Annotated in this window: 20 protein-coding genes; 14 read left to right on the forward strand and 6 right to left on the reverse strand. The window is 66.2% G+C overall.

The window, feature by feature from the left end; translation table 11 throughout:
* The first annotated feature begins 119 nt into the window (after window positions 1–119).
* Both ABE422_RS12365 and ABE422_RS12370 read left to right on the forward strand, forming a co-directional pair.
* Entirely contained in the window at window positions 120–842 is a 723-nt protein-coding gene (locus tag ABE422_RS12365; RefSeq protein ID WP_346481389.1) for a response regulator transcription factor, read from the forward strand.
* Window positions 839–2,305, forward strand: coding sequence for a HAMP domain-containing sensor histidine kinase (locus tag ABE422_RS12370; protein ID WP_346483076.1), 1,467 nt, complete (start codon window positions 839–841; stop codon window positions 2,303–2,305). The genes ABE422_RS12365 and ABE422_RS12370 overlap by 4 nt, the downstream gene beginning before the upstream one ends.
* Window positions 2,306–2,321: 16 nt before the next feature.
* Here the strand turns inward: ABE422_RS12370 and ABE422_RS12375 are convergent, their stop codons facing one another.
* Together ABE422_RS12375 and ABE422_RS12380 are read right to left on the reverse strand one after the other, a co-directional pair.
* Window positions 2,322–3,581, reverse strand: coding sequence for an ATP-binding protein (locus ABE422_RS12375; RefSeq protein ID WP_313220048.1), 1,260 nt, complete (start codon window positions 3,579–3,581; stop codon window positions 2,322–2,324).
* Window positions 3,582–3,658: 77 nt separating this feature from the next.
* Window positions 3,659–4,348: a winged helix-turn-helix domain-containing protein gene (locus tag ABE422_RS12380; protein ID WP_313212091.1), complete on the reverse strand. Its 690-nt coding sequence runs from the start codon at window positions 4,346–4,348 to the stop codon at window positions 3,659–3,661.
* 338 nt (window positions 4,349–4,686) lie between these two features.
* On the opposite strand from ABE422_RS12380, the gene ABE422_RS12385 reads away from it, so the two are divergent.
* Together ABE422_RS12385 and ABE422_RS12390 are read left to right on the forward strand one after the other, a co-directional pair.
* A complete protein-coding gene (locus ABE422_RS12385) occupies window positions 4,687–5,298 on the forward strand; it encodes a porin family protein (protein WP_313212090.1) in 612 nt (203 codons plus the stop codon).
* Between the two features lie 150 nt (window positions 5,299–5,448).
* Entirely contained in the window at window positions 5,449–7,290 is a 1,842-nt protein-coding gene (locus ABE422_RS12390) for an asparagine synthase-related protein (protein WP_346483077.1), read from the forward strand.
* 100 nt (window positions 7,291–7,390) lie between these two features.
* Here the strand turns inward: ABE422_RS12390 and ABE422_RS12395 are convergent, their stop codons facing one another.
* The gene (locus ABE422_RS12395) at window positions 7,391–7,756 is read right to left on the reverse strand and encodes a phasin family protein (RefSeq protein ID WP_346483078.1); all 366 of its coding nucleotides are present in this window, start codon (window positions 7,754–7,756) and stop codon (window positions 7,391–7,393) included.
* Window positions 7,757–7,944: 188 nt separating this feature from the next.
* Window positions 7,945–8,298 carry a 6-carboxytetrahydropterin synthase QueD gene (queD, locus tag ABE422_RS12400; protein ID WP_019182605.1) on the reverse strand — a complete coding sequence of 118 codons (354 nt, stop codon included), beginning with the start codon at window positions 8,296–8,298 and terminating at the stop codon, window positions 7,945–7,947.
* Window positions 8,299–8,486: 188 nt separating this feature from the next.
* Between queD and ABE422_RS12405 the strand changes: the two genes are divergently transcribed.
* From ABE422_RS12405 to ABE422_RS12420, 4 genes are all read left to right on the forward strand, one after another.
* Window positions 8,487–11,132: a TonB-dependent receptor gene (locus tag ABE422_RS12405; RefSeq protein ID WP_346483094.1), complete on the forward strand. Its 2,646-nt coding sequence runs from the start codon at window positions 8,487–8,489 to the stop codon at window positions 11,130–11,132.
* A 90-nt stretch (window positions 11,133–11,222) separates the two neighbouring features.
* Window positions 11,223–13,787 carry a M14 family zinc carboxypeptidase gene (locus ABE422_RS12410; protein ID WP_313212106.1) on the forward strand — a complete coding sequence of 855 codons (2,565 nt, stop codon included), beginning with the start codon at window positions 11,223–11,225 and terminating at the stop codon, window positions 13,785–13,787.
* 263 nt (window positions 13,788–14,050) lie between these two features.
* Complete coding sequence (locus tag ABE422_RS12415) at window positions 14,051–14,902, forward strand: EF-hand domain-containing protein (protein WP_346483079.1); 852 nt, start codon at window positions 14,051–14,053, stop codon at window positions 14,900–14,902.
* Between the two features lie 178 nt (window positions 14,903–15,080).
* Window positions 15,081–17,384: a TonB-dependent hemoglobin/transferrin/lactoferrin family receptor gene (locus ABE422_RS12420; protein WP_346481395.1), complete on the forward strand. Its 2,304-nt coding sequence runs from the start codon at window positions 15,081–15,083 to the stop codon at window positions 17,382–17,384.
* A gap of 137 nt (window positions 17,385–17,521) precedes the next feature.
* On the opposite strand, the gene ABE422_RS12425 is transcribed toward ABE422_RS12420, so the two are convergent.
* Window positions 17,522–18,922, reverse strand: a complete 1,401-nt coding sequence (locus ABE422_RS12425) for a DEAD/DEAH box helicase (RefSeq protein ID WP_121042519.1) — start codon at window positions 18,920–18,922, stop codon at window positions 17,522–17,524.
* Window positions 18,923–19,367: 445 nt separating this feature from the next.
* Here ABE422_RS12425 and ABE422_RS12430 point away from each other — a divergent pair, with 445 nt between their 5' ends.
* Complete coding sequence (locus tag ABE422_RS12430) at window positions 19,368–20,357, forward strand: fumarylacetoacetate hydrolase family protein (RefSeq protein ID WP_313212085.1); 990 nt, start codon at window positions 19,368–19,370, stop codon at window positions 20,355–20,357.
* 20 nt (window positions 20,358–20,377) lie between these two features.
* Window positions 20,378–21,031, forward strand: coding sequence for a maleylacetoacetate isomerase (gene maiA / locus ABE422_RS12435; RefSeq protein WP_346483080.1), 654 nt, complete (start codon window positions 20,378–20,380; stop codon window positions 21,029–21,031).
* Window positions 21,032–21,099: 68 nt separating this feature from the next.
* Here the strand turns inward: maiA and ABE422_RS12440 are convergent, their stop codons facing one another.
* Window positions 21,100–22,233 (reverse strand): PilT/PilU family type 4a pilus ATPase, encoded by a 1,134-nt coding sequence (locus tag ABE422_RS12440; protein ID WP_313212083.1) that lies wholly within the window; start codon window positions 22,231–22,233, stop codon window positions 21,100–21,102.
* A gap of 98 nt (window positions 22,234–22,331) precedes the next feature.
* On the opposite strand from ABE422_RS12440, the gene ABE422_RS12445 reads away from it, so the two are divergent.
* From ABE422_RS12445 to ABE422_RS12460, 4 genes are all read left to right on the forward strand, one after another.
* Window positions 22,332–22,715 (forward strand): DUF4398 domain-containing protein, encoded by a 384-nt coding sequence (locus tag ABE422_RS12445; RefSeq protein WP_167390367.1) that lies wholly within the window; start codon window positions 22,332–22,334, stop codon window positions 22,713–22,715.
* A 14-nt stretch (window positions 22,716–22,729) separates the two neighbouring features.
* Window positions 22,730–23,611 (forward strand): hypothetical protein, encoded by an 882-nt coding sequence (locus ABE422_RS12450; RefSeq protein ID WP_167390370.1) that lies wholly within the window; start codon window positions 22,730–22,732, stop codon window positions 23,609–23,611.
* A gap of 364 nt (window positions 23,612–23,975) precedes the next feature.
* Complete coding sequence (locus tag ABE422_RS12455; RefSeq protein ID WP_019182593.1) at window positions 23,976–24,194, forward strand: YdcH family protein; 219 nt, start codon at window positions 23,976–23,978, stop codon at window positions 24,192–24,194.
* A 153-nt stretch (window positions 24,195–24,347) separates the two neighbouring features.
* Window positions 24,348–25,718 carry a pyridoxal-phosphate dependent enzyme gene (locus ABE422_RS12460; RefSeq protein ID WP_102788976.1) on the forward strand — a complete coding sequence of 457 codons (1,371 nt, stop codon included), beginning with the start codon at window positions 24,348–24,350 and terminating at the stop codon, window positions 25,716–25,718.
* Window positions 25,719–25,804: the final 86 nt, after the last annotated feature.

Consider the following 25,804-nt stretch of genomic DNA (forward strand, 5'->3'; position numbering starts at 1 on the left):
CGGCCATGCTGCGCCCGGCCCGGTCAACGAATCCTCACGCAGGGTTAAATTTTCCGTGACACATTCAGGTCGCGATCCGTCGACAATGCCGCCATGCCCTCCTGCCGCCCCCTGAGCCGATGAGCAGTGCCAAGCGCGTCCTGATCGTCGAAGACGATGTCCACATCGCCAACCTGCTGCGCATGCACCTGCGCGATGAAGGCTATGAGGTCACCCATGCCGCCACCGGCGACGAGGGCCTGGCCCTGCTGGAGGCGCAGCCGTGGAGCGCGCTGGTGCTGGACCTGATGCTGCCCGGTGTGGACGGCCTGGAGATCTGCAAGCGCGCCCGTGCGATGACGCGCTACACGCCGATCATCATCACCAGTGCGCGCGCCAGTGAAGTGCACCGCATTCTCGGCCTGGAACTGGGCGCAGACGATTACCTGGCCAAGCCCTTCTCGATGCTGGAACTGGTGGCACGCGTGAAAGCGCTGCTGCGCCGGGTGGAAGCGATGGCCCAGAACGCACGCATCGATGCCGGTGAGATCGAGGTGGCCGGGCTGCGCATCGACCCGGTCGCCCGCACGGCGCTGGTGGAGGGACGACCGCTGGAATTGACTCCGCGCGAGTTCGACCTGCTGTACTTCTTCGCCCGTCATCCCGGCCAGGTGTATTCGCGCATGGACCTGCTCAACCAGGTGTGGGGCTACCAGCACGACGGCTACGAGCACACCGTCAACACCCACATCAACCGCCTGCGCAACAAGATCGAGCGCGATGCGGCCAACCCGCAACGCATCCAGACGGTGTGGGGGCGCGGCTACAAACTGGTCGATGGCCACGAGGGGACAGACACGTGATCCGCCTCACCTTGTCCCAGCGCCTGTCCGCGGTGTTTTTCGCGCTGTTGCTGCTGTGCTGTGGCGCACTGGTCTGGATCCAGATGCGCAGCACCACCGTGCATGAGCAGGAAACCGTGCAGCGCCTCTCACGCGGGCTGGCCGAGCACATCGCGCGCAGCGGCGAGCTGATGGATGGCCGCGGCATGCGCAATGGGGAAGTGCGCGCGCTGTTCGGCAAGCTGATGGCGGTCAACCCGAGCGTGGAGGTGTATCTGCTTGATGACCAGGGCCGCATCCTTGGCCATGATGCGCCCGACGGTCACCTCAAGCGCAGCCGTGTCGATCTGGCGCCTGTGCAGGCGCTGCTGCGCGACGAGCCGTTGCCGATCCTCGGCGATGACCCACGCAGTGCGACCGGCCGCAAGGTTTTCAACGCGGCGCCGCTGTGGGTGCAGGGGCATCAGGCGGGTTACATCTACGTGGTGCTGGTCGGCGAGCAGCGCGAAGCGCTCGCCGCCAATATCGCGGCCAACAGTACGCTGCGTACCACGTTGTGGTCGCTGGCGATCGTCGCCGTGGTGGGCCTGCTGGCCGGCCTGGTCGCGTTCCGCTGGGTGACCCGCCCGCTGCGCCAGCTGACCCGGCGCATCCAGTCCTTCGATGTGGATAGTGCCACCCCGGATGCCGCACCGCCCCCGGCGCCGCTGCGCCCCGGCGAGCGCGACGAGCTGGCCATCCTGCAGCACAGCTTCGGCCACATGGCCCAGCGCCTGGGCGAGCAGTGGCAACAGCTGCGCCAGCAGGATCTGCAGCGGCGCGAACTGGTCGCCAACATCTCCCACGACCTGCGCACACCGTTGTCGTCGCTGCACGGGTATCTGGAAACGCTGGCACTCAAAGACGCCACGCTCAGTGCCGACGAACGCCAGCGTTACCTGTCCATTGCCCTGTCGCAGAGTCACAAGGTCGGGCGCCTGGCCCAGGCGCTGTTCGAGCTGGCCCGGCTGGAGCACGGCGGGGTGGTGCTCGACCGCCAGGCCTTCTCGCTGCCGGATCTGATCCAGGATGTGTTCCAGAAGTTCGAGCTGGCAGCCGAGTCACGCCGGCAGACGCTCGGGGCCGACATCCCGCCCGGCGTGCCGCCGGTGGTCGCGGATCTGGCGTTGATCGAGCGGGTGCTGACCAACCTGCTGGACAACGCCATCCGCCATACGCCGGAAGGTGGCCGTATCACCGTGACCCTGCGCGCGGCCGAGGGCGAGGTGCAGATCAGCGTGGCCGACACGGGCCCCGGCATCGCCCCCGAACGGCGCGACACCCTGTTCACCGCGATGCCGGCACTGGGCAGCCAACGACCGGACAGCGGCGGGCTGGGCCTGTTGATCGTGCATCGCATCCTGCAGCTGCATGGGCGCGATATCCGCCTGCTGGAGAGTCGCGACGGGGCGCTGTTCGTGTTCTCGCTGCCGGCCACGCGCTGAGCAATGCGCCGGGGGCTCAGGCGTGTGGCAGGAGCACCCGAAAGCGCGCGCCGCCGAGCACCGAGTCGCATACATCTGCACTTCCACCATGTTTGGTGGCGATGATGTGGACCAAGGCCAGTCCCAGTCCGAAGCCGTCGGGGTGTCGCTGCAGCTGCACATAAGGCTGAAAGATACGCTCACGGTCGGCTGGGGCCACGCCAGGTCCGTCGTCATCCACGGCGATGACCACCCCCGATCCGGCGGCATGCAGGCTCACGACCACCTGACTGACTGCGTGACGCCGTGCGTTGCCGATCAGGTTGCCCAACGCCAGCATCAATGCGTCGCGGTTGGCGATCAGCGTGCACCGATGAGAAGGCTGGAAGCTCAGTCTCGCGGCGCTGTCGCCGACAGCAGGAAAGCGCTGTTCGAGCGCCTCGAAAAGCCGCCAGACATCCAGCCGGTGTGTGGTGACATGTCGGCTGCGACCGAACTGCGCGTAAGTCACGCCGGCAGAGGCCAACTGCTCCAGCCGCGCGACATCGGTCTTCAGGCCGTTCAGCAGCGCTGCCCCTTCCGGGTCGTCATCGGCGATCTGCATCATGGCCAGCGCGAAGCGCATCCGCGCCAATGGCGTACGCGTTTCGTGGGCGACCGCCTGGGACAGAATCCGTTGCCCTTCCATCGCGCCATGCAGTTGCGTGGCCATGCTGGACAGCGCCTCACGCAGCGGCCGCACGAGATGGGTGCTGACGGCGGGGGCCGCGACGGCCAGCTCACCCTGCTGGATCGCCAGCGCCATGTGCCCGAGCGCATAGACATCGCGCCACAGGCGATACACCAGGAAGTACAGCGGGAACGCGATGGCGATGATGAAGATGCTGATCATCACTGCGGCATCCACGTGCTCGCTGTCGTACAAGGCAAGATCGGCCTGCTCGGGTTCGGAGAAATCGCCCAGTACCAACACGTCGGCCGAGCCAGGAAGTCGCTGATAGCTGAAGTGCCCGTCTGGAGACAGCACCAGCCCACCCTGGTCCAGATGCTGCAGCGACGGAACATCCAGTACGTGCGGCGCCTTGGCCAGCGACATGACCTTCAGCGGGTAGGCGAACTGCATTTGCAGGTGCCGGGTCAGCTGCGGCCAGTCTGTCTGCGGCGTGTCGGCATAGCGTGCGTGCAGAAGGTGGTGGGTGCCTTGCAGTTGTGTGCGGATCTGCTGTTCTTCTCCCTGCTCGGTGAGTGACGCCCACAGATACAGGCCCGAGGCGATCAGCACCAGGTAGGCCAGCACGAAGCCCAGGCAATAGCGCAGGAACAGGCGGAAGTGACCCCTGTGCTGTGCCGGCGTGCGGTGGGGCTGCACCGTCTTCAGCCCCATCCGGCTCGATTGAACAGATAGCCCTTGCCGCGGATGGTCTTGATCCGGCCGGGTACCTCCGCCAGGTCACCGAGCTTGCGACGCAGTCGTGAGATACGGGCATCGATCGAGCGGTCCAGGCCATCGAAACCGATCCCGCGCAGATCGCGCATCAGATCATCGCGGCTGAGGATCGTGCCTGCGCTGTCAGCCAGGCACAGCAACAGATCGAACTCAGCCGTGGTCAATTCGATCCGCTCACCCTGCAACGTCACCTCGCGGGTATCGCGTTCGATGCGAAGTCCCCCGAAGCACAGTGTCGGGCGTGTCTGTCGCTGGCTGCTGGCGCGACGCAGGTGCGCGCGTACGCGCGCCAGCAGGACCCGTGGCTCGATCGGCTTGCCGATGTAATCATCCGCGCCCAGCTCCAGCCCGAGCACCTGATCGATATCATCGGTGCGCGCGCTCAACATGCAGATCACCCCGCTGAAGCGCGGTCGGATCGCGGCACAGACAGCAAAGCCGTCGATACCGGGCAGGGTGACATCCAGCAGCACCACGGCCGGGTCCAGCCCGGGAATGCGCTCCACCGCGCTTTCGCCGCTGAGCTGGTGCACCACGTCGTAGCCATGGCGCGAGAGATAGCCGCTGACCAGAGCGCCGAGACGCTCGTCATCCTCCACCACCACGATGTCGACCATCGCTACCCTGCCTTGTCTTCCTGAGCTGGCGCGATCCTAAGGCAGCACGACGGGGCAGCGAGGTGTGCGCTGAACGTGCCCGTCAGACTGTTCATCCAGAGGCAACTTGTGGGGACTGGTGCGGCGAATCTGCGGTGCAACACGTCGGGCGATGTCGTCATCGGGCGGTCTGAAAGTGTGCCCGCGAAGGCACGAAACACGTGTGTGATTGTCGCGTTCAACCCGCTGTCACGAACCGTTACACAGGGTCTAGAACGGTTGCGCGGGTCACACGTGCGCTGCACTGACAGGGCCCCGCCAACAACCCACCGTGTGCACTCCCAACCACGGAGTCATCCATGTACATCAAACGTTCCCTGATTGCCCTCTCGTTGGCCCTGGTCACCACAACGGCCCACGCCTCTCCTGCGGATCGCGAAGGTCTCTACGTGTACGGTGGCCTCGGCAAGACGCACGCCAACGGGAAGGTCCCCGCTGCCGATGCCGCACCGGGTACCAAGCGCAAGCAGCGCAGCTCCGGCACGAGCTACAGCGTCGGTGCCGGGTACCGGTTCAACCCGTTCCTGGCGGCCGAAGGCTCCTTCGACAACACTGTCGGCAACCGCCGCAGCAAGGATCCGGGCACGGCGAATCTCTCCAGCCGTTCGCTCACCCTGGGGGGCTTGGCCCTGATACCGATCGGTGATCACGTGGAGCTGTTCGGCAAGGTGGCCGTCGGCAGCCGCCAGCAGAGTTTCCTGCCGCCCAAGGGCACGGAGATCAAGACGACTCGGCAGCGCAAATTTGCCACCACGCCCAGCGTCGGCGCCAACGTGTATCTGACCGACGCGCTCGCGTTGCGCGCCGAGTACACGATCCCGATGTCGGCCAACAAGAAGGTCCAACAGGCGGCCGGCGTGGAAAAGATGCGCCTCAATAATTGGTACGTGGGTATGTCCTACGCCTTCTGATCGGCAATGCCATCGCCACCCCGGAGCCGCTGCGGTCGGGGGTGGCGTTTCCGCGATCCTGACAGGAGAAACCTCTGCATGAGTGGTATCTGTGGCGTCGTCGTGCGCCCTGGAAAATGTTCCGCTGGCTTGCCGCAACGCTTGGACGCCATGAGTGCGACGTTGCGCCACGGCGGCCGCGCTCCGTCGACCTGGTACGACGAGCGCCACGGCGTGGCGCTGGCGCGATTGCACAGCGTGGGCGGGACCCAACGGTCACCGCAGCGGTCCGCATGTGGGCGCTATGTGCTGTGTCTGGACGGTACGCTGCATACCCGTACGACCCTGCAGCGCGAGTTTGCGACGTCGGCAGGGGCCGCCGAGGAGGATGCGACGCTGCTGCTGCTCTCGATTGCTGCCCGTGGACTGCAGCGCACGTTGAATGAGTGCGACGGGGACTTCGCGCTGGCCGTATGGGATCGCCAGGAGCACGTACTGTGGCTGGCACGCGATCGGGTCGGTGCGCGGCCGCTGTACTACGGCTGGTGCCGCGGCGATCTGCTGTTCGGCATGGGGCTGGCCTCGCTGCACGGCTATCCCGGCTTTCAGGCGCCGATCAATCGCGATGCGCTGACGCTGCTGCTGCGTTTTGGCTACATTCCCGCGCCGCACAGCATCCAGCAGGGCATCTTCAAAGTGGCCGCCGGGTGCGTGGTCCGGCTTACCTTGGCCGTGCGCGAGGCGGGGGCGCTGGCACACAAGGACCACGCGGGTGGTCGCCGCTATTGGGACGCCCGCGAGGAAATGCGCACGGCGATTGAAGCGCGTGCGCACCTGCCGTTGTCCACCCGTGACGATGCGGTGGAGCGGCTGGAACTGGTGCTGCACCAAGCGGTATCGCGGCGGTCGCCACAGGAGGGCACAGCGGCGGCATTCCTGTCCGGGGGGACCGATTCCTCGTTGGTCACCGCCGTCCTGCAGTCGCAGTCCATGCTGCCGGTCGACACCTTCACGGTCGGCTTCGACGATCCGCGCCACGACGAAGCCGACTGGGCAGATCAGGTCGCCGCCCGGCTCGGGACCCGGCACACCCGTCACATCCTCCGGCGTAGCGAGGCAGAAACCCTCGTGGCGGCGCTACCGGACATCTGGTGCGAGCCCTTTGCCGATGTATCGCAGGTGCCGACACTGCTGGCCAGCATGCTGGTCGCCGGCCGCCATCGTGTGGTGATGACAGGCGATGGCGGGGATGAGTTGTTCCATGGACATACCGCTTATCAACGTGCCATCCGCAATGCAGCGTGGAACGAACGTGTGCCTGCGCCGTTGCGGTGCCTGTTGCGGCGATGGCCTGCGGCCGACCCCGAACGGGCGCGATTGGGCGGCTGGCCCGCGCTGCGTTCGGAACTGAGCGCCGATAGCGTGGAGGCGCACTACCTGTTGCGGGTATCGCGTTGGCGCGATCCGGCGCGGGTGGTACTGCAGACAACCGAGCCGGCGACGGTGTTCACCGATCGCGCGCGCTGGCTGGACGCAGGCGAACCGGCCGATCGGGTGCAGTATCTGGACTTCCTGATGGATCTCGGCAACGGCATCCTGACCAAGATCGATCGGGCCGGGGCAGCCCAGGGGCTGGAAACCCGATCGCCGCTACTGGATCCGGCGGTGGCGCGCTTTGCCTGGTCGTTGCCCGGTGGCCTCACGTTCGCCGATGGCGAACACAAGTGGATTCTCAAGCAGCTGCTGTCGCGGCATCTGCCCGAACGGCTGGTGTACCGGCCCAAGATGGGGTTCGGCCCGCCGGTCGCCGCCTGGCTGGCCGGCCCGCTCTTCCCATGGGCCAATGCGCTGCTGGACGAACAACGGCTGTGCCGCGAGGGCTACTTCGATGCAGCGCTGGTCGGGCGGATATGGACGGAGTTCTGTGAGGGCCGGCGCAAGTGGCACACCCACCTGTGGCCGATCCTGATGTTCCAGGCATGGCTGGAGCGCCATCGGTGCGCCATTGCCTAGGCCTGATCGCCGCCCAAAAAAAGACCCGACAGAGGGAGGGTTCTGTCGGGTCTGGGATTGCGTGGGGGGAGGGACCCACGCAAATTCGATGTTGTCCGGCTCAGCCGCGCGTCTTGCCTGCGCTGGGCGTGGCGGCCGCGAACGGCTGCCGGGCGAGTTCGCCCAAGGCTTCGGAGGCCTTCAGCCCCAGGCCGGCCACTTCCTGGCTGGCGCTGGTCCAACGGGCGAGGTTGTCACGTGCCAGTTGCGCGCCTTTGGGCAGCAGCGACTGCAGCGTGCCGGCATCCTGTGACTGCACGATTTCACCGAAGAACCCGCTGGTGGCGGTGATGTTCTTCTCCAGCGTCTTCAACTGCACCCCGAACATGCTTTCGGCATTTTCCAGCGCGAGCCGGTTGGCACGCGTGGCCGTGGCGGCCAGCTGGCGGGTGTAGTCGCTGAAGGAATCGGTGAACGCGGACGCCATGGTCAGGACGGCTCGAGAACGTTGATGCAATGCAGCATACGCCGAAAATATTGCATTGCAACATTCCATCGCCAGTGGTGGCCCGGTTTTAGTTGAACCGGTTTCCAATCAATGGGTTGCGAAGGCTTGCGGGCGATGATGATGGGGTGGGAGCCGACCAACGGTCGGCTCTACCGCGCGCTGCCGGGTCAGCCGCGGTAGCGGCAGCCGGAGGTGCAGGTTTCGTGCACGGTGACTTCGCTCAGCTCGGGCAGGGCCGGCTTGAGTTCGTCCCAGATCCACATCGCCAGGCGCTCGCTGGTCGGGTTCTCCAGGCCGGGGATGTCGTTGAGGTAGTGGTGGTCCAGACGGTCGTAGATCGGCTGGAAAGCGGCTTTGACGTCGCCGAAATCCATGATCCAGCCGGTCTGCTCGCCGGGCTCGCCTTCCACTTTGAGTTCCACCCGGAAGGAGTGGCCGTGCAGGCGCGCGCACTTGTGGCCCGGCGGCACGTTGGGGAGGTGGTGAGCGGCCTCGAGGGTAAAGACTTTGAAGATTTCCATGGCCGCATTGTAGCGGTGGGCTGGGGCTCCAGTAGGGGGCGGGCGTTAATTGTTGCTAACGAAAACATTTCCATCCGGATGAAGAGATGTTAGTTTCTCTTATATCCGTATGAAGAGATGTTATTGGCCGCGGTTCAGCCAGGCATGGACTACTGCGGAACTTGTCGTCCACCACCCCACTGAAGTTCATGCCCAAGCACACTCTTCTTGTAGCGGCGCTGTCCGTCGCTCTGGCAACGCCTTTGACCGCGTTTGCCGACGCCGCCCCCGATGCCGCCGCCGCCGGCGACAGCAAGACCCTTGCCGCCGTGCGGGTCACCGGGTCCAACATCAAGCGCACCGATACCGAGTCGGCCAACCCGGTGCAGGTGATCGAGCGCCAGCAGCTGGAGGAGACCGGCAAGGCCACCGTCGCCGACCTGCTGCGCTCGATCTCGGCCAACACCGGCAACGCCGCCAACGAAACCACCAACAACGGCTGGGCCTCCGGTTCGGCGGGCATCGGCCTGCGCGGCCTGTCGCAGAAGAACACGCTGGTGCTGCTCAACGGCCGGCGCCTGGCCAACTATGGCTTCCCGGCCGGCGGCCTGTCGGACACCTTCGTCAATCTCAACGCGCTGCCGCTGGTTGCGGTGGAACGCATCGAAGTGCTCAAGGACGGCGCCTCGGCCGTGTACGGTTCGGATGCCGTGGCTGGCGTGGTCAACATCATCACCCGGCAGAATTTCGAAGGTGCCGAACTCGGTGGCAGCCTCGGCACCGCCGACCAGGGCGGGCTGGACGAGCAGAACCTGAAGTTCATCGGCGGCATCGGTGATCTGGACACGGACGGCTACAACATCCTGGTCAGCCTGGAAGGCTACAACCGCGAGCGCCTGGACCAGGACCAGCGCGACCTGACCAAGTCCGGCATCTACACCGACAAGCCCGGCGGCCGCTGGAACGGCTGGTCGGCCAAGGGCGCGCGCTATCTGGTCAATGGCACCTCGGTGCCGATGCTCGATGCCAGCGGCAACTGCCCGGACGGCACCACGCTGGTCGCCAGCGCACCGATCGACGGCCTGGCCGGCAACACCTGCGGCTTCAACCAGGCGCCGTACACCACGCTGATCCCCTCGACCAAGCGCTACCAGGCCTACGTCAACGGCACCTTCCGGGTGAACGACAACGTCGAAGCATTCGGCGAAGTGCTCTACAGCGACATCAAGGGTGTCTCCTGGTTCGGCAGCAGCCCGTTCTTCACCCTGGAAAGCGGCCGCTTCGCGCTCAACGCCGATACCGGCCTGGCCGAACCGGTGTCGTCCAATCTGCCCGCCAGCAGCCCGTACAACCCGTATGGTCGCGCGGTGCCGATCGAGTACACGTTCTTCAACCTCGGCGCGACCATCAAGACCAACCGCTCGCAGGCTTACCGCGGCCTGGTCGGGCTGCGCGGCAGCCTGCAGAACTGGGATTGGGAAGTGGGCGCGTTCGGCGCACGCAGCAGCGAGCGCGAGACCGTCTCCGGCGGCTTTGCCAACCGGTATGCACTGGCCGATGCGCTGGCCTCCGGCAGCTACAACCTGCTCAATCCATCGGCGACCTCGCAGGACGTGCTCAACGCGATCAACATCAGCACGCTGCGCCCGGCCGAGTCGGTGCTGCAGGGCGTGGATGCCAAGATCTCCGGGGCGATCGGCCACACCTGGGCCGGTGAGATCGGGTTCGCCGCCGGTGCCGAATGGCGCCGCGAGAAGCTCGACTCCAACAACCCGTGGCAGATCGATGCGGGCCTGCAGATCCGCCCGGCGATTGCCGAGGTGCATGGTGAGCGCAAGGTCACCGCGGCCTATGCCGAAGTGAACGTGCCGCTGGCCGAGCGTCTGGAACTGCAAGCGGCTGCGCGCGCCGATCACTACAGCGATTTCGGCGATGCGTTCTCGCCCAAGCTGAGCCTGCGCTGGCAGCCGTGGGACATCCTGCTGGTACGCGCCGCCGCCTCCAAGGGCTTCCGCGCGCCGTCGCTGTCGGAGAACTCCAACAGCACCAGCATCGCCTACGGCAGCGTGATCGATCCGCGCGACCCGGACGTGCCGGGCTCGCGCCAGAACCCGACCTTCTTCACCGTCGGCAACAACGATCTCAAGCCGGAGCGTACCAAGAGCTTCAATGCCGGCATCGTGCTCTCGCCGTGGTCCAACACCAGCCTGAGCGTGGATTACTACCGCATCGAGCTGGAAAACCTGGTGGGCACCAACAACACCCAGACCCTGGTCACCGACAACGTGCCGGGTGCGGTCAGCCGCGATGAGCGCGGCAAGCTGCTGGCGGTGTTCAACCGCTACCAGAACCTGAGCGAGCTGAAGACCTCCGGTTTCGATGTCGAGCTGCGTCAGCGCTTCCCGACCGCGCGTGCCGGCGACTTCGGCCTGAGCACCGCCTTCACCCACGTGCGCGACTACAGCCGCCCGACCGTGGTCGGTGGTCCGCTGGTGGATTACGCCGGCAGCAACCTCGGCGCCACCCTGCCCAAGAACAAGGCCACCACCACCTTCGATTGGAGCTACGGCGACTTCCGCACCGCGCTGACCTGGTACTACACCAGTGGCTACGACCAGAAGGCCAGCGCCGCGGCCACTGCCGTGCAGGATCGGGTGGATGGGTACAACCAGTTCGATCTGTACCTGGGCTACACCGGTATCGACAAGCTGACCCTGTACGCGAAGATCCAGAACCTGGCCGATGAGGAGCCGCCGTACGACGCCTCTTTCCCGGGCATCCGCGCGCCGTACGACTTCAGTCAGTACGACCTGCGCGGTCGCTACTTCACGGTCGGCTTCGACTACCGCTTCTGACCTCATCCAGCGCACCGGAGCGTGCGTATCCACAGGGCCGGAAGGAACCGGCCCGTCTTTCGGGGAATCGCTGTGTCTTTGCAACGTCGTCTGCTGTCTCCCATCGCCTGGTTGGCGCTGGTGCTGTCTGTGTTCGCTGCGCCTGCGTCCGCGCAGAGCGCGTACTTCTTCCCGGGCAGTGGTGATTTTGATCCGGCCGTGCCCACGCCCCAGCAGTTTCTCGGCTATGAGATCGGCAGCCGTTACACGCGGCACGATCAGCTGGTGGCCTACTTCAACGAACTGGCCAGGCACTCGGACAAGATCAAGGTGGAAGAGATCGGCCGCAGCTACGAGGGCCGCCCGCTGCTGATCGCCACGGTGACCTCGGCGCAGAACCTGCAGAACCTGGATACGCTGCGCCGCCAGCACGTCACCTTGGCCGATCCGGCGCAGCCGCTCTCGGCCGCCGGCAACAGCCCGGTGGTGGTGTGGCTGGGTTACAGCGTGCACGGCAATGAAACCTCCAGCGGTGAAGCGGCGATGCTGACCGCCTACTACCTGGTCGCCAACCGCAGCGCGGAGACGGCGCAGTGGCTGCAGCAGGCGGTGGTGCTGTTCGATCCGGCGCAGAACCCGGATGGGCGCGACCGCGCGGCAAGCTGGCACAACGCCTATGCCTCCTCGCCTGCCTCGGCCGATCCGGCCGACAAGGAACATGTCGAACCGTTCCCGCAGGGCCGCACCAATCACTACTTCACCGATCTCAACCGCGACTGGCTGGCGCTGACCCAGCAGGACACGCGGCCGAAGATCGCCTATTTCCACCAGTGGTATCCCAACGTCCAGATCGATTTCCACGAGATGGGCAAGGACAGCACCTATTACTTCGAACCGTCACCGGCGAGCATGCACAGCCCGCTGATTCCGGCGGCGTCGTATGACTTCAACAAGACCCTGGCCAAGTACCACGCCCAATCGCTGGATGCACTGGGCTCGCTGTATTACACCGGGGAGAACTTCGACAACTTCTCGCCGGTGTATGGCTCGACCTACCCGGACTTCCACGGTGCGGTCGGCGTGACCGTGGAGCAGGCCAGCTCGCGCGGCCGCGTGCAGGAATCGGTCAACGGCCTGCTGACCTTCGGCTTCACCATCCGCAACCAGGTGGCGACCGGACTGGGCACGGTGCGCGGCGCAGTGACCGAACGCGACGGGCTGCTGAAGCTGCAGAAGGACTTCTTCCAGTCCGCGCTGAAGCAGGCCAACCAGCAGCCGGTGAAGTCCTTCGTGTTCGGCGACGCGGCTGATCCGGGCCTGACCCAGCGGCTGCTGGATCTGCTGCTGCAACACCAGATCACGGTGCAGGCGTTGAGCGCCCCGATCACCGTGGATGGGCTGCGCTTCGAGCCGGGCAGCGCGTACGTCGTCCAGGCCGCGCAGCCGCAGTTCCGCCTCGTGCATTCGATCTTCGCCGACACCCCGCCGATCAAGGGCGATGTGTTCTACGGCAGCACCTCCTATGCGATCGCGCCGGCCTACGGTATCGCCTTCGCCGCAAGCCGCAGCCGGATTGCCGGTGGCGAGCGTGTGGCCAGCGTACCGGCCGCCAACGGTGGCGTGGTTGGCGGCCAGGCGGGCTACGCCTACGTATTCGATTGGCGCGATTACAACGCCAGCCGCGCGCTGTATGCGCTGCAGGCCAAGGGCGTGGTGACCCGCGCAGCCTTCCAGCCGTTCACCGCGGCCACCGTGCAGGGCGAGCAGTCATTCGGCTATGGCAGCGTGGTGGTGCCGGTCGCGGGCCAGCCGCTGGCCGGTGCCGAGCTGCTTGCCGCGGTCGATGCGGTCGCACGCAGCAGTGGCGTGCACATCCAGGCGCTGTCCAGCGGGCAGAGCCGCGGTGGCATCGATCTGGGCAGTGACAGCGTCAAGGCACTGCGCAAGCCGGCGGTGGCGCTGGTGATGGGCGAGGGCGTCAGCGCCACCGAGATCGGCTCGGCGTGGTTCCTGCTGGATCAGCACCTGCAGTTGCCGGCCAGCAAGATCGACCCGGCCCAGTTGGGCAAGATCACCCTGGACCGCTACACCACCATTGTCCTGGCCGGCGGTACCTATGCCGGCGTGGACGCCACCGCCGTGGCGGCGCTCAAGCGCTGGATCAATGCCGGTGGCTCGCTGATCACCTACGGCACGGCCGCGCGCTGGGCGATCGAGCAGAAGCTCAGCGACGAAGTGCTGGGGCCGGAGGAGAAGGCGCCGGACGCAGCGCGGCGCGCGTTCGGTGACCAGCGCGACATCGCGGCGATCGAGCGGGTGAGCGGCAACATCCTCAGCGCGGACGTGGACAACACCCATCCGCTGGGCTTCGGCGTACCGCGTCGGCAGCTGGCGGTGAACAAGGAAAACGGCCTGAGCTTCCAGCCCAGCCGCAACCCGTTCTCTACCGTGGTGCGCATCGACGAGGCGCCGAAGGTCAACGGGTACCTTTCCGAGCGAAACCGCAGCCGCGTCGCCGGTGCCGCGTGGCTGGTGGTCTCGCCGCAGGGGCAGGGCAATGTGGTGCTGTTCGCCGATGATCCGGCGCACCGCAAGTACTGGCACGGCACCGAGCGCCTGCTGTTGAACGCGATCTTCTTCGGCAACCAGCTCAACCCGACCAAGCCGCGCGGCTGACACGCCCACCGGTAGTGCCGGCCGCTGGCCGGCTCCCGACCCCCCACCCACACAGCCGACTCCCCGTCGGCTGTGTTCATTCCGCCCCATCACAGCCCCTGTGAAAATTCCGTATTGCGAATCATTCGCAATACGAATAGGATGGCGCCCGCTCACGCTGGACATGAGCGTCACCGGTACCGTCGCGCCGATCCACGCCAACCCCTCCCGGGTTGCGCATCCGCGTCCTCGAACCGTCACCGTCCTTTCTCCAGGGAACCACCATGAAGATCGTCCCGCTCACCGCTGCCCTGATGGCCCTGGTGCTGGCCCCGGCCGTCCTCGCGCAGCCGGCCAGCAAGACCGCCACCGCCTCGCCGACCGCCGCCGCCTTCCTCGCACAGTTCGCCACCAACGGCACCGACAGCGTCAGCTGGGCCCAGTTCGAGGCCTTCCGCAAACAGCGTTACGCCCAGACCGACCGCAACCACGACGGTCATGTCGACGAACAGGAATACGTCGACGAGTACCTGCAGCGCTTCGACGTGCGTCTGGCCGACGCACGCGCCGGCCACCTGCGCCAGACCGACACCCGCTTCAAAGCGTTGGACCGCGACAACAACGGCGCGATCAGCCGTGCCGAGAACGATGCCGCCGGCGAACGTACCTGGGCCAGCTACGAAACATCCCAGAACGCCACGCAGGAGACGGCCGGGGCGTCTTCGCGCGATCCGTTGAAGATGCCGACGTCGCATACCGCCAACGGCATGCTGGAACTGTACGACCGCAACAAGGACGGCGCGGTCGATCGCGCAGAGTTCGATGCAGTGCGTGCAGCGAGCTTCGCCGCCACCGATACCGACGGCGACGGCACGCTGTCGCTAGCCGAGTACACCGCCGAGTTTGACGGCCGCCTGGACCACCAGCGCCAGCGTGTCCGTGCCGATGCCGAGCGCCAGGCCCGCGTGCGCTTCGCCTCGCTGGACAAGGACGCCGATGGCCACATGACGTTCGCCGAGTACCAGCTCTCGGGCAAGCGCATGTTCGACCGTGCCGACAGCAACGGTGATGGCGTCGTCGATGCGCGCGATCCGGAGCCGGTCGCCGGCGCGCACTCGGCCAACGGCAACCGCTAGCGGCCCGGACGTGCCGTGCACGTCCCACGTATCAGCCAACGATGATTCCGGCGCGCGATTCCCCGCGCGTCCTTGTGCCTCCCAGCCCCGCTCGATCCACTGATCGCCGCAGCCAGGAACGGCCCGCCGCCAACCGCGGCGTTCACGCCATTCCCTACCTCTCCTGCGGAGCTTGATCATGAAGTCGTCCCTCACCCTGCTGGCCATGGCGGTTGCCGCCGGCCTGTCCGTCACCGTGCACGCTGAAACCGTCAACGATGCCAGCACGCTCGATACCGTGCGTGTGCAGGCTGAGCGCGCCAAGAAAACGCGCTCGGCCAACCAGAACGTCACCGTGCTCACTTCGGCCGATCTCGACAGCGAGATGGCCAATACGATGGAAGAGGCGATCCGCTACATCCCCGGTGTCAGCATCGTGGACATGGGCCGTTTCGGCGATAACGGCTTCAACATCCGTGGTCTGGAAAGCGACCGCGTGGCGATCACCGTCGATGGCCTGAGCCTGGGCGAATCGGTGGAAACCGCGCGTTCCTATGAGTTCTTCCGCGGTGGCCGCGGCGATGTGGACATCGATACGCTCAAGAGCCTGGCCGTGATCAAGGGCGCCGATTCGATCAGCGCCGGCAGCGGCGCACTGGGCGGCGCGGTGGTGTTCACCACCAAGGACCCGGCCGACTATCTCAAGGCGAGCGGCAACGATACCCACCTTGGATTCAAGGCGGGGTACTCCGGCGCCAACGACGAAACCATGGGCACGCTGACCGTCGCCAACCGCACCGGCTTCGTCGAATCGATGCTGGTCTACACCCGTCGCGAAGGCCATGAATCCGAGTCGTGGTACGACACCACGAACGATCGCATCGGGGTCGGTCGCCGTACCCCCGATCCGGTCGACAGCACCCGCGACAACCTGCTCGGCAAGCTCGACCTGCAGCTCGACGAGGCCAATACGCTGGGCTTCCTGTACGAGCGTGGCCGCGCCACCAACGACGTGGACAACCTGTCGCGTGTCTATGCACCGGGTTACCTGTCGCGCAAAGGCCATGACACCAACGACCGTGACCGCTACGGGGTGAACTACCAGTGGCGGGCCGACAACGCGCTGTTCGATACCCTGGATGCGCAGGTGGACCGGCAGGTCACCGACAGCCGTGGCATCACCACCATCGTGGCCGGCAGCGGCTGCCCGGGCGGCGCCACGCCGTGCCTGCGCAGCGAGAACCGCTCCACCAAGCAGACCCTGGACCGTGCCGCGGCCGATTTCAGCAAGGTGTTTGCCACCGCAGGCGCACGCCACGACGTGGTCTACGGCCTGGCCTGGCAGCAGCGCGACATTGATTTCACTGCCGTCGACACGCGCTGGAATGCCGCTGGTGCCGTGGCCTCGGTGGAGATCGATCCGCGCCAGGTGCCCAAGACCGACGTCACCGCCTGGAACCTGTACCTGCGCGACAGCGTGCAGCTGCTCGACGAACGCCTGACCCTCAGCGCGGGAGCGCGCTACGACCGTTACGATTACGCGCCGCAGGTGGATGCCACCTTCGTGGACCGCACCGGCACCGTGCGTGATGTGAGCTTCGCCTCGCCGAGCTGGCAGCTGGGCGCGGAATACCGCTTCCTGCCCGATCACGCGCTGTGGGCCCAGGTGGGTCGTGGCTTCCGTGCGCCCACTGTGGCGGACATGTACTCGCCGACCAGCGCCACCCAGGTGATCAACGCGCAGAACGGCCAGCCGCTGCTGCTCAACGACACCGTGTCCAATCCGGACCTGGAGGCGGAAAAGAGCCTGAACCTCGAGTTCGGCTACCGCTGGAGCACGGACCGCGCGCAGCTGGGCCTGTCGGTGTTCCGCGACCGCTACGAGAACTTCATCGAGTACACCAACCTGGTCCAGTCGGTACCAGGTGGTTTCCGCACGACGGCGACCGGTCCGGTGCTGTACTCGCGCAACTACACGATGCCGACCAACGCGGGCGAAGTGACGGTCAAGGGCGCGGAGCTCGAGGGCCGCTGGCAGATCAGTGATGCGTGGTCCTCGCGACTGGCCGCGTCCTACGCCAAAGGCGAGAAGCGCAATGGCGATCCGCTGGAGAGCATCGTGCCGGCCAGCGCCGTGCTCGGCGTGCGCTATGCCCCCTCGCCGGTGTGGAACCTCACCGCCAGCGTGACCCATGCCGTGGCCAAGAAGACCAAGGACGCCTACACCACCGACGCCACCGGCAAGGTCACCACGCCGGCCTTCGTCGACAAGGCCGATGGCTACACCGTGCTGGATCTGTATGGCACCTGGAACGTCACCCCGCAGTGGAAGCTCAGCGCTGGCCTCTACAACCTGACCAACGAGACGTACTACCTCTGGCAGCGCGTGCGCAACGTCAACAAGGGCAGCAACACGCTCTACGGCTACGTCAACGATGAGGGCATCGGCCGCTACAGCGAGCCGGGCCGCAATGCACGGATCACGGTGGCCTACAGCTTCTGAGTCGGGGCGCCGAGCCACAGCCGTACAGGCGCCAACGGCCGGGCCGGTAGTGCCGGCCGCTGGCCGGCGCCAGACAAACAAAAAAAGGGCGACGCAGATGCGTCGCCCTTTCTACGTTTCAGCGATGCCCGAAGGAATCAGCTGGCGCGACCGCCACCGCCACCCTGGCTGCGGCCACCGCCGGCATTGCCACCGCCACGGCGCTGGCCCTGCGGCTGGCCACCGCGCGGTGCACCGCGGCCGGCGCCATCACGCTGACCGCCACCGGCCTTCTTCGGGCCGGCATGGGCGTGGCGCGGGGCCTCGGCGTGCGGGCGACGTGCATGCTTGCGCGGCGAGCGATCGCCACCCGGCAGTTCGGCCTTGCCCGGCGCGCTGTTGCCCCAGCGGATCGGGGTCTGCGGCTCGAAGCCCGGCACGTCGCGGATGTCCATGTCCTTGTCGAGCAGGCGCACGATCTGGCGCAGCAGCTTGGCTTCGTCCTGCGCCACCAGCGAGATCGCCTGGCCGGTCGAGCCGTTACGACCGGTACGGCCGATGCGGTGCACGTAATCCTCGGCCACCATCGGCAGGTCATAGTTGATGACCTTCGGCAGCTCGTTGATGTCGATGCCGCGCGCGGCGATATCGGTGGCCACCAGCACGGTCACGCGGCCGGCCTTGAAATCACCCAGCGCACGCAGGCGCTGGCCCTGGCTCTTGTTGCCGTGGATCGCCGCGGTCTTGATGCCGGACTTGTCCAGGAACATGGCCAGCTTGTCGCAGCCGTGCTTGGTTCGGCCGAACACCAGGGTCTGCTCACGGCTGTCCTGGGCCAGCAGGTGCAGCAGCAGCTCGCGCTTGCGCGGGCCATCGACCGGGTGCACGCGGTGGCTGATGTTCTCGGCAACGGTGTTCTTCGGCGTGACCTGGATCTGCTCCGGGTTGCGCATGAACTCCAGCGCCAGCTGCTTGATGCTCTCTTCGAAGGTCGCCGAGAACAGCAGGGTCTGGCGGTTCTGGCGCGGCAGCTTGGCGAGGATCTTCTTGATCGACGGCAGGAAGCCCATGTCGAGCATGCGGTCGGCTTCGTCCAGCACCAGGATTTCGATGCCGGAAAGGTCGACGCTGCGGCGCTCGATGTGATCGATCAGGCGGCCCGGGCAGGCGACCAGCAGGTCCACGCCACGGCGCAGCACGTCGAACTGGTTGCCCATGCCGACGCCGCCGTAGATGCAGGCGCTCGGGATGCGCAGGTACTTGCTGTAGCCGCGCAGGCTGTCATGCACCTGGGTGGCCAGCTCGCGGGTCGGGGTCAGCACCAGCGCACGCGGGCGGCGCGGGCCATCGACGGCCTGCGGGTTGGTGCCCAGGTGCTGCAGCAGCGGCAGGCCGAACGCGGCGGTCTTGCCGGTACCGGTCTGTGCGCCGGCCAGCAGGTCGCGGCCTTCCAGGGCGAGCGGGATGGCCTGCTCCTGGATCGGGGTGGGGGTTTCGTAGCCCTGCTCGGCCAACGCGCGCAGCAGGAACGGGGCAAGGCCCAAGGATTCAAAAGACATCGGGTGGAAGCTCCAAAGACAAAGTAACGCCAGGCCGAATGGCCGGACGCGAGGCAGATCAATGTGATCGGCTGACTCGGAGCGTTCCCGTAAACCGCGCTGCGAGAATTGGGTGCAGTCGACGCGGTGCGCAGACTGGAATGCATGACGAATGGCGTCGGAGTGGGGGCGGGCGACGGATCGTTTGATCCATATCGCCGGCGATCCCGAAGGGAAACGGACGGCCGCTGCAGACCCGGATAGTCTAACGGATGTTTGAGACCCATACCAAACCCCCCTGTTCAGCTTGGGAGGAGGGGGGCGGAACGGTAGAGCCACGCCATGCGTGGCTGCTCCTGCGCGTAGGCAATGCATTACGGTAAGGCGATGCGGCGGTGCAGCTGGTAGGCCCGTCAACCATTTGATTACACTTGAAACCTATTTTCGCGATCCCGGATACCCACCCATGAAGCTTGGTTCTTTGAAGGAAGGCGGCCGCGACGGCACCCTGATCGTGGTCTCGCGCGATCTGCGCCAGGGCGTGCGCGCCACCGGCATCGCCGCGACCCTGCAGCAGGCCCTGGAAGACTGGAGCCACCTGGCGCCGCGACTGAACGCCCTGTACGAATCGCTGAACGACGGCGACGCCGACGGCGTGTTCGATATCGACCTGCAGGCGCTGGCCGCCCCGCTGCCGCGTTCCTACGAGTTCGTCGACGGCAGCGCCTACCTGCCGCACGTGGCCCGCGTGCGCCGCGCCCGTGGCGCCGAGGTGCCGGAAAGCTTCTACACCGATCCACTGATGTACCAGGCCACCAGTGCCGGCTTTTATGGCCCGCGCGATGCGGTCAAGGTGGTCAGCGAGGAATACGGGATCGACCTGGAAGCCGAGCTGGTGGTGATCACCGACGACGTGCCGATGGCGGTGACGCCCGAGCAGGCCGCCGGCCATATCCAGCTGATCGGCCTGGTCAACGATGTCTCGCTGCGCAACCTGATCCCGGGCGAGCTGGCCAAGGGCTTCGGCTTCCTGCAGTCCAAGCCGCGATCGGCGTTGTCGCCGGTGTTCGTCACCCCCGATGAACTCGGCGAGGCGTGGCAGGACAGCAAGGTCCACCTGCCGCTGGTCACCCACATCAATGGCACCTGGTTTGGCGCGCCGGAAGCGGGTGTGGACATGCAGTTCAACTTCGCCCAGCTGGTCGCGCACGCGGCCAAGACCCGCCCGCTGGGCGCCGGTGCGATCGTCGGCTCGGGCACCATCGCCAACGAAGACACCAGCAAGGGCGCCTCCTGCTTCGCCGAACAGCGCACCGTGGAAACCCTGCGCGACGGCAAGCCGAGCACGCCCTTCATGTCCTTCGGCGACGTGGTGCGGATCGAGATGTTCGATGCGGCCGGCGACAGCATCTTCGGTGCGATCGAGCAGCGCATCGAGCAGGCGGCCAAGCCCTGAGCGCCGCGGCGGAGACCGTCATGGAACCGATCGAACTCTTCAGTTACTGGCGGTCCAGCGCGGCCTACCGCGTGCGTATCGGGCTGAACCTCAAGGGCCTTCCGCACCGGATCACCCCGGTGCACCTGGTCCGCGAGGGCGGTGAGCAGCACAGCGTGGCCTATGCCGCGCTCAACCCGCAGGAACTGGTGCCGACCCTGCGCCATGGCGGCCGGGTCCTGCAGCAGTCGATGGCGATCCTGGAGTACCTCGACGAGGTGTTCCCGGCCACGCCGTTGCTGCCCAGCGACGCCGAGGGCAGGGCGCGCGTGCGTGCGCTGGCCCAACTGGTGGCCTGCGACCTCCACCCGCTCAACAACCTGCGGGTGATGCAGTATCTGGAGCGCACGCTGCAGGCAAGCGCCGAGGCGCGCACGGCGTGGACGCTGCACTGGATGGCGGAGGGCTTGGCGGCGATGGAAACGCTGCTGGCCGATCATCTGGCGACGGGTACGTTCTGCCATGGCGACCAGCCCGGGCTGGCCGATGCCTGCCTGGTGCCGCAGCTGTACAACGCGCACCGGTTCGGCCTGGCGCTGGCGCCGTACCCGACCCTGCAGCGGATCGAGGCGGCGTGCCTGGCGCTGCCGGCCTTCGACGCGGCGCGGCCCGAGCATCAGATCGACGCAGGGTGACGGGTAGGCATCGACTGTTGGTCGATGCGCCTGGCCCATTGCCCCCGCCAACGGTGGGGGCTTTCCCGTCAGAACCCGTGGGTGATCGACGCCGGTGCGCTGTTGGCCGAGAAATCCGCGTACGGATCGTGCTCGCCACTGCCGCCTTCGGACAGCCGGAACTTCAACGCCAGGCCATCGCGCGAATCGGCCGCGCGCAGCGCTTCCTCCTGCTCGATGATGCCGTTCTTGGCCATCCGGAACAGGCACTGGTCGAAGCTCTCCATGCCTTCTTCCAGCGAGGCTTCCATCGCCGCCTTGATCTCGTGCACCTGGCCGCGGCGCAGCAGGTCGCGGATCATCGGCGTATTGATCAGCACTTCGGTGGCCGGCAGGCGGCGCCCGTCCTTGCCCTTGACCAGGCGCTGGGAGACCACCGCGCGCAGGTTCAGCGAGAGGTTCATCAGCACGTTGCGATGTGCACTCTCAGGGAAGAAGTTGAGGATGCGCTCGATGGTCTGGTCGGCGTTGTTGGAGTGCAGGGTAGCCAGGCACAGGTGCCCGGTTTCGGCGAAGGCGATGGCCGCTTCCATCGTTTCCGCATCCAGGATTTCGCCGATCAGGATGACATCGGGCGCTTCGCGCATCGCGTTCTTCAACGCGTCGTGGAAGGTGTGCGTGTCGAGCCCGACCTCGCGCTGGTTCACGATCGACATCTTGTGCTTGTGCAGGTACTCGATCGGGTCCTCGATGGTGAGGATGTGCCCGGTCGTGGTGCTGTTGCGGTGGTCGATCATCGAGGCCAGCGAGGTGGACTTGCCCGAGCCGGTCGAGCCGACCACCAGCACCAGCCCGCGTGGCGTCATGATGACGTCCTTGAGCACCTGCGGCAGGTTGAGCTCTTCGATGCTGGGGATCTTGCTGCGGATCGCACGGATCACCATGCCGACCTCGCCGCGCTGCTTGAATACGTTGACGCGGAAGCGCCCGGCATCGGGCAGGGCAATGGCCATGTTGAGCTCGAGCTCGCGCTCGAACTGCGGGGCCTGGCCTTCATCCATCAACGAGTAGGCGATCTTCTTGACCATCCCGGGCGGCAGCCCGGTATTGCCCAGCGGATAGAGTTTCCCCTCGATCTTGATGTATACCGGTGCTCCGGTCGTCAAGAACATGTCCGACGCGTTCTTTTCGGTCATCAGCTTCAGGAAATAGCCGATATCCATGCGAAATGTTTCCCCAACAATCAGCGGCTTGCCATTGCAAGCGCACCGCAGGCTTCCGACAATGGCCGTGCACACAACTTCTGGCGACGGCACCCCCAATGAAACCTAGCTTCGCACAAATACGACGGGCCCTGTATGTGACGGTGTGCGCATTCGCGCTCTCTGGTGCCGCACAAGCGCAGGATGGCGCCCTGGAGCTGATGCAGGCCCAGCAGGCGGTCGACAAGGCCACCCAGGCCGATGCCGACCAGTACGCCCCGGACCTGATCGCCGTGGCCCGCCAGGGCCTGGAGCAGGCCCAGCGTGCCGCTGGCGACCGCCGCGAGCGCAAGAACGCGCCGATACTGGCCGTTCGCGCCACGGTCGATGCCGACCTGGCCCGCGCCCGCAGCGAAGAAGCCACCGCCACCGCGCAGCTGCAGCTGCGCCGCAATGAAGTCAGCCAGCTGCAGCGCCAGTTGGCCACCGGGGAAGACCGCTGATGATGTCCACCAAGATGCGCATGCCCTGCCTGCTGCTGGCCGCCAGCCTCAGCCTGCCGCTGATGGTCCAGGCCGCCGATGACCCGGCCGTGGCCCAGCTGACCCAGCGTCTGATGGCGATCCAGTCCAACCCGGATGCGGCCCAGCTGGCCGCCTTCGAGCGCTTGCAGGCCCAGCAGGCCGTGGCCGATCTGGCCAAGGCCAAGCGCCGCGACCAGGACCAGGCCCGTTACCTGGCCGAGCGCCGGGTCGAGATCGCCGAGACCAGTGTCCGTGCCGCGCTGGCCCAGCGTGAGGTGGATCAGCTTGAACGCACCCGCAGCGAGCTGCTGATCGAAGCCAGCCGCCGCGATGCCCAGCGTGCCCGCCAGGAAGCCGAGCGCCTGCGCGTGCAGGCCCAGATCCAGGCCGAGGAAAGCGAGCGCCTGCGCCAGGCGGCCGAGCAGGAAGCGCTGGCCCGCCAGGATGCCGAAACCGCGCTGACCAGCGTGGCTGGCAAGCAGACCGCGCGACTGAGCGCCGCCCAGCAGAACGCGGCCAAGCTGGCCCGTGAGGAAGCCGAGCTGGTGGCGGGCAGCAAGCTGCCGGGCTCCAAGTTCGACAGCCGCGGCGAAGTGTTCACCTTCAACGGCGATGCTTTCGCGGCCGGCAAGGGCAGCCTGTCCGGCGGTGCCAAGGGCCAGGCCAAGGCCTTGGCCGAGTACCTGAACATCGGCAAGAAGGGCCGGGTCCGGATCGAGGCGTACGACGCCGCGGCCGGTGTCGGCCAGCAGCGCGCCGAGGCCCTGCGCGATGCGCTCGTGGCGGCTGGTGTCAGTGCCAGCCGGTTGCAGGTCAGCGGCAAGAAGGCCGCCGCGACCAAGGCCCGCTCGGCCGAGGTCATCATCGCGCCCTGATGCCGGACCGGTGCTGCGTCATGCGCAGGGGTCATGACGCAACTGGTTGTTTTTGTTTAATTTTCGTTGTTCTGCGCGTTCAGCCTGAACCCCGCTTAGGCGGGGTCGACGATATCGTTTGAAAGGGTTGAACCGGCCCCGAAGCAAGCGTAGGGTCAGTTGTCCGGGTCGCCTTCCGCGTCCCGGACGATAGGAGGGCCGGCAATGCACCAGCGCCACGAATCACAGCAGTCCGAGGTCCAGTCTCTACTGGCCGCCGCTGCGGGTTCGCAGGTCAGGGTTGTCCGGCACTCCGCCCCAAGCAGCGCCCCGTGCCGTCAGGCCGGGGCGTTCTTGTTTCTGCAGAAGCGATAGGAGGTTCATCATGTTTGAAGGTCAGCCCCAGAGCGATATCGACGCACGGCGCAAGCAGGATCCTGAATTCAAGGCGCTCTACGAACGGCACCAGAAGTTGAACAAGAAGTGCATGGATGCCGAGCTGGGTGTGCTTCCGATAGACAGCCTCACCCTGGGACAGATGAAGCGTGAAAAGCTGCTGGCCAAGCAGAAACTGGAACGGATGTACGCCTCCCCCGTGCACTGACCCCCCTTGCTGCCCTACGTCGCGGGCGGTTCCGGTCTCCTCGTCGACCGGTGCCGTCCGCGCCGCTTGATGAACGCGGCAACCTGACTTTCGCCGCCAACCGTCGGATAATCACCGGTCCGGCCGCATTGCGGCGCGAATCGATGTGATCCGATGGCAATCCACTCCTCCGTACTCGAACTCATTGGCCAGACCCCGATCGTCAAGGCCCAGCGCCTGGATACCGGTGTCTGCGAGCTTTACCTGAAGCTCGAGAGTGCCAATCCCGGAGGATCGATCAAGGACCGCATCGGCCTGTCGATGATCGAAGCCGCCGAGCAGCGTGGCGACCTCAAGCCGGGCGCGACCCTGGTCGAGGGCACCGCCGGCAACACCGGCCTGGGCCTGGCGCTGGTCGCCCAGCAGAAGGGCTACAAGCTGATCCTGGTCGTGCCGGACAAGATGAGCCGCGAGAAGATCTTCAACCTCAAGGCGATGGGCGCCGAAGTGCGCCTGACCCGTTCGGATGTGGCCAAGGGGCACCCCGAGTACTACCAGGACATGGCCAAGCGCGTGGCCGAGGAAACCCCCGGCGCGTACTTCATCAACCAGTTCGGCAATCCGGACAACCCGGCCGCGCATGAGTTCGGCACCGGCCCGGAAATCCTGGCGCAGATGGACGGCGACCTGGACGCGATCGTGTTCGGCTGTGGCAGCTCCGGCACCATGACCGGCCTGTCGCGCGCCTTCTCCACCCTCTCGCCGAAGACCGAACTGGTCCTGGCCGACCCGGTCGGCTCGATCCTCGCCGAGTACATCAATGACGGCGTGCTCAACGACAAGTCGGGCAGCTGGCTGGTGGAAGGCATCGGCGAGGACTTCCTGCCCTCGATCGCCGATTTCAGCCGCGTCACCAAGGCCTACGCGATCAGCGATGCCGAGAGCTTCCATACCGCGCGCGAGCTGCTGGGCAAGGAAGGCATCCTCGGCGGCTCGTCCACCGGTACCTTGCTGGCCGCGGCGCTGAAGTACTGCAAAGAGCAGACCACCCCGAAGAAGGTGCTGGTGCTGGTCTGCGACACCGGCAACAAGTACCTGTCCAAGATGTACAACGACTACTGGATGCTGGACAACGGCTTCCTGGAGCGCCCGCAGAGCGGCGACCTGCGCGACCTGATCCTGCGCCCGTACGGCCAGCGCGATACTGTCGTGATCGGCCCGAACGACCTGCTCACCACCGCCTACCAGCGCATGAAGCTGTACGACGTGTCGCAGCTGCCGGTGATGGACGGCGACCAGCTGGTCGGCATCGTGGATGAAAGCGACGTCCTGCTGCATGTGTACGGCGACGAAGCCCGCTTCCGCGACCCGGTCGCCACCGCGATGGTCAGCAAGCTGGACCGCCTGGACGTGAAATCCCCGATCGAGGCCCTGCTGCCGGTGTTCGACCGTGGCCAGGTCGCCATCGTCATGGATGGCGCCAACTTCCTCGGCCTGATCACCCGCATCGACCTGCTGAACTACCTGCGCCGGCGCGTACAGTAAGCGTCTGTGTCGCAATGAACCCATGTTTATCCGCGTCAACGGCCGATTAAGCCACCGCTGATAGACTTCCGCTCCTTTTGCGGGGC

The organism is Stenotrophomonas sp. TWI1151 (assembly GCF_039673135.1).
In the GTDB taxonomy this organism is placed as follows: Bacteria; Pseudomonadota; Gammaproteobacteria; order Xanthomonadales; family Xanthomonadaceae; genus Stenotrophomonas.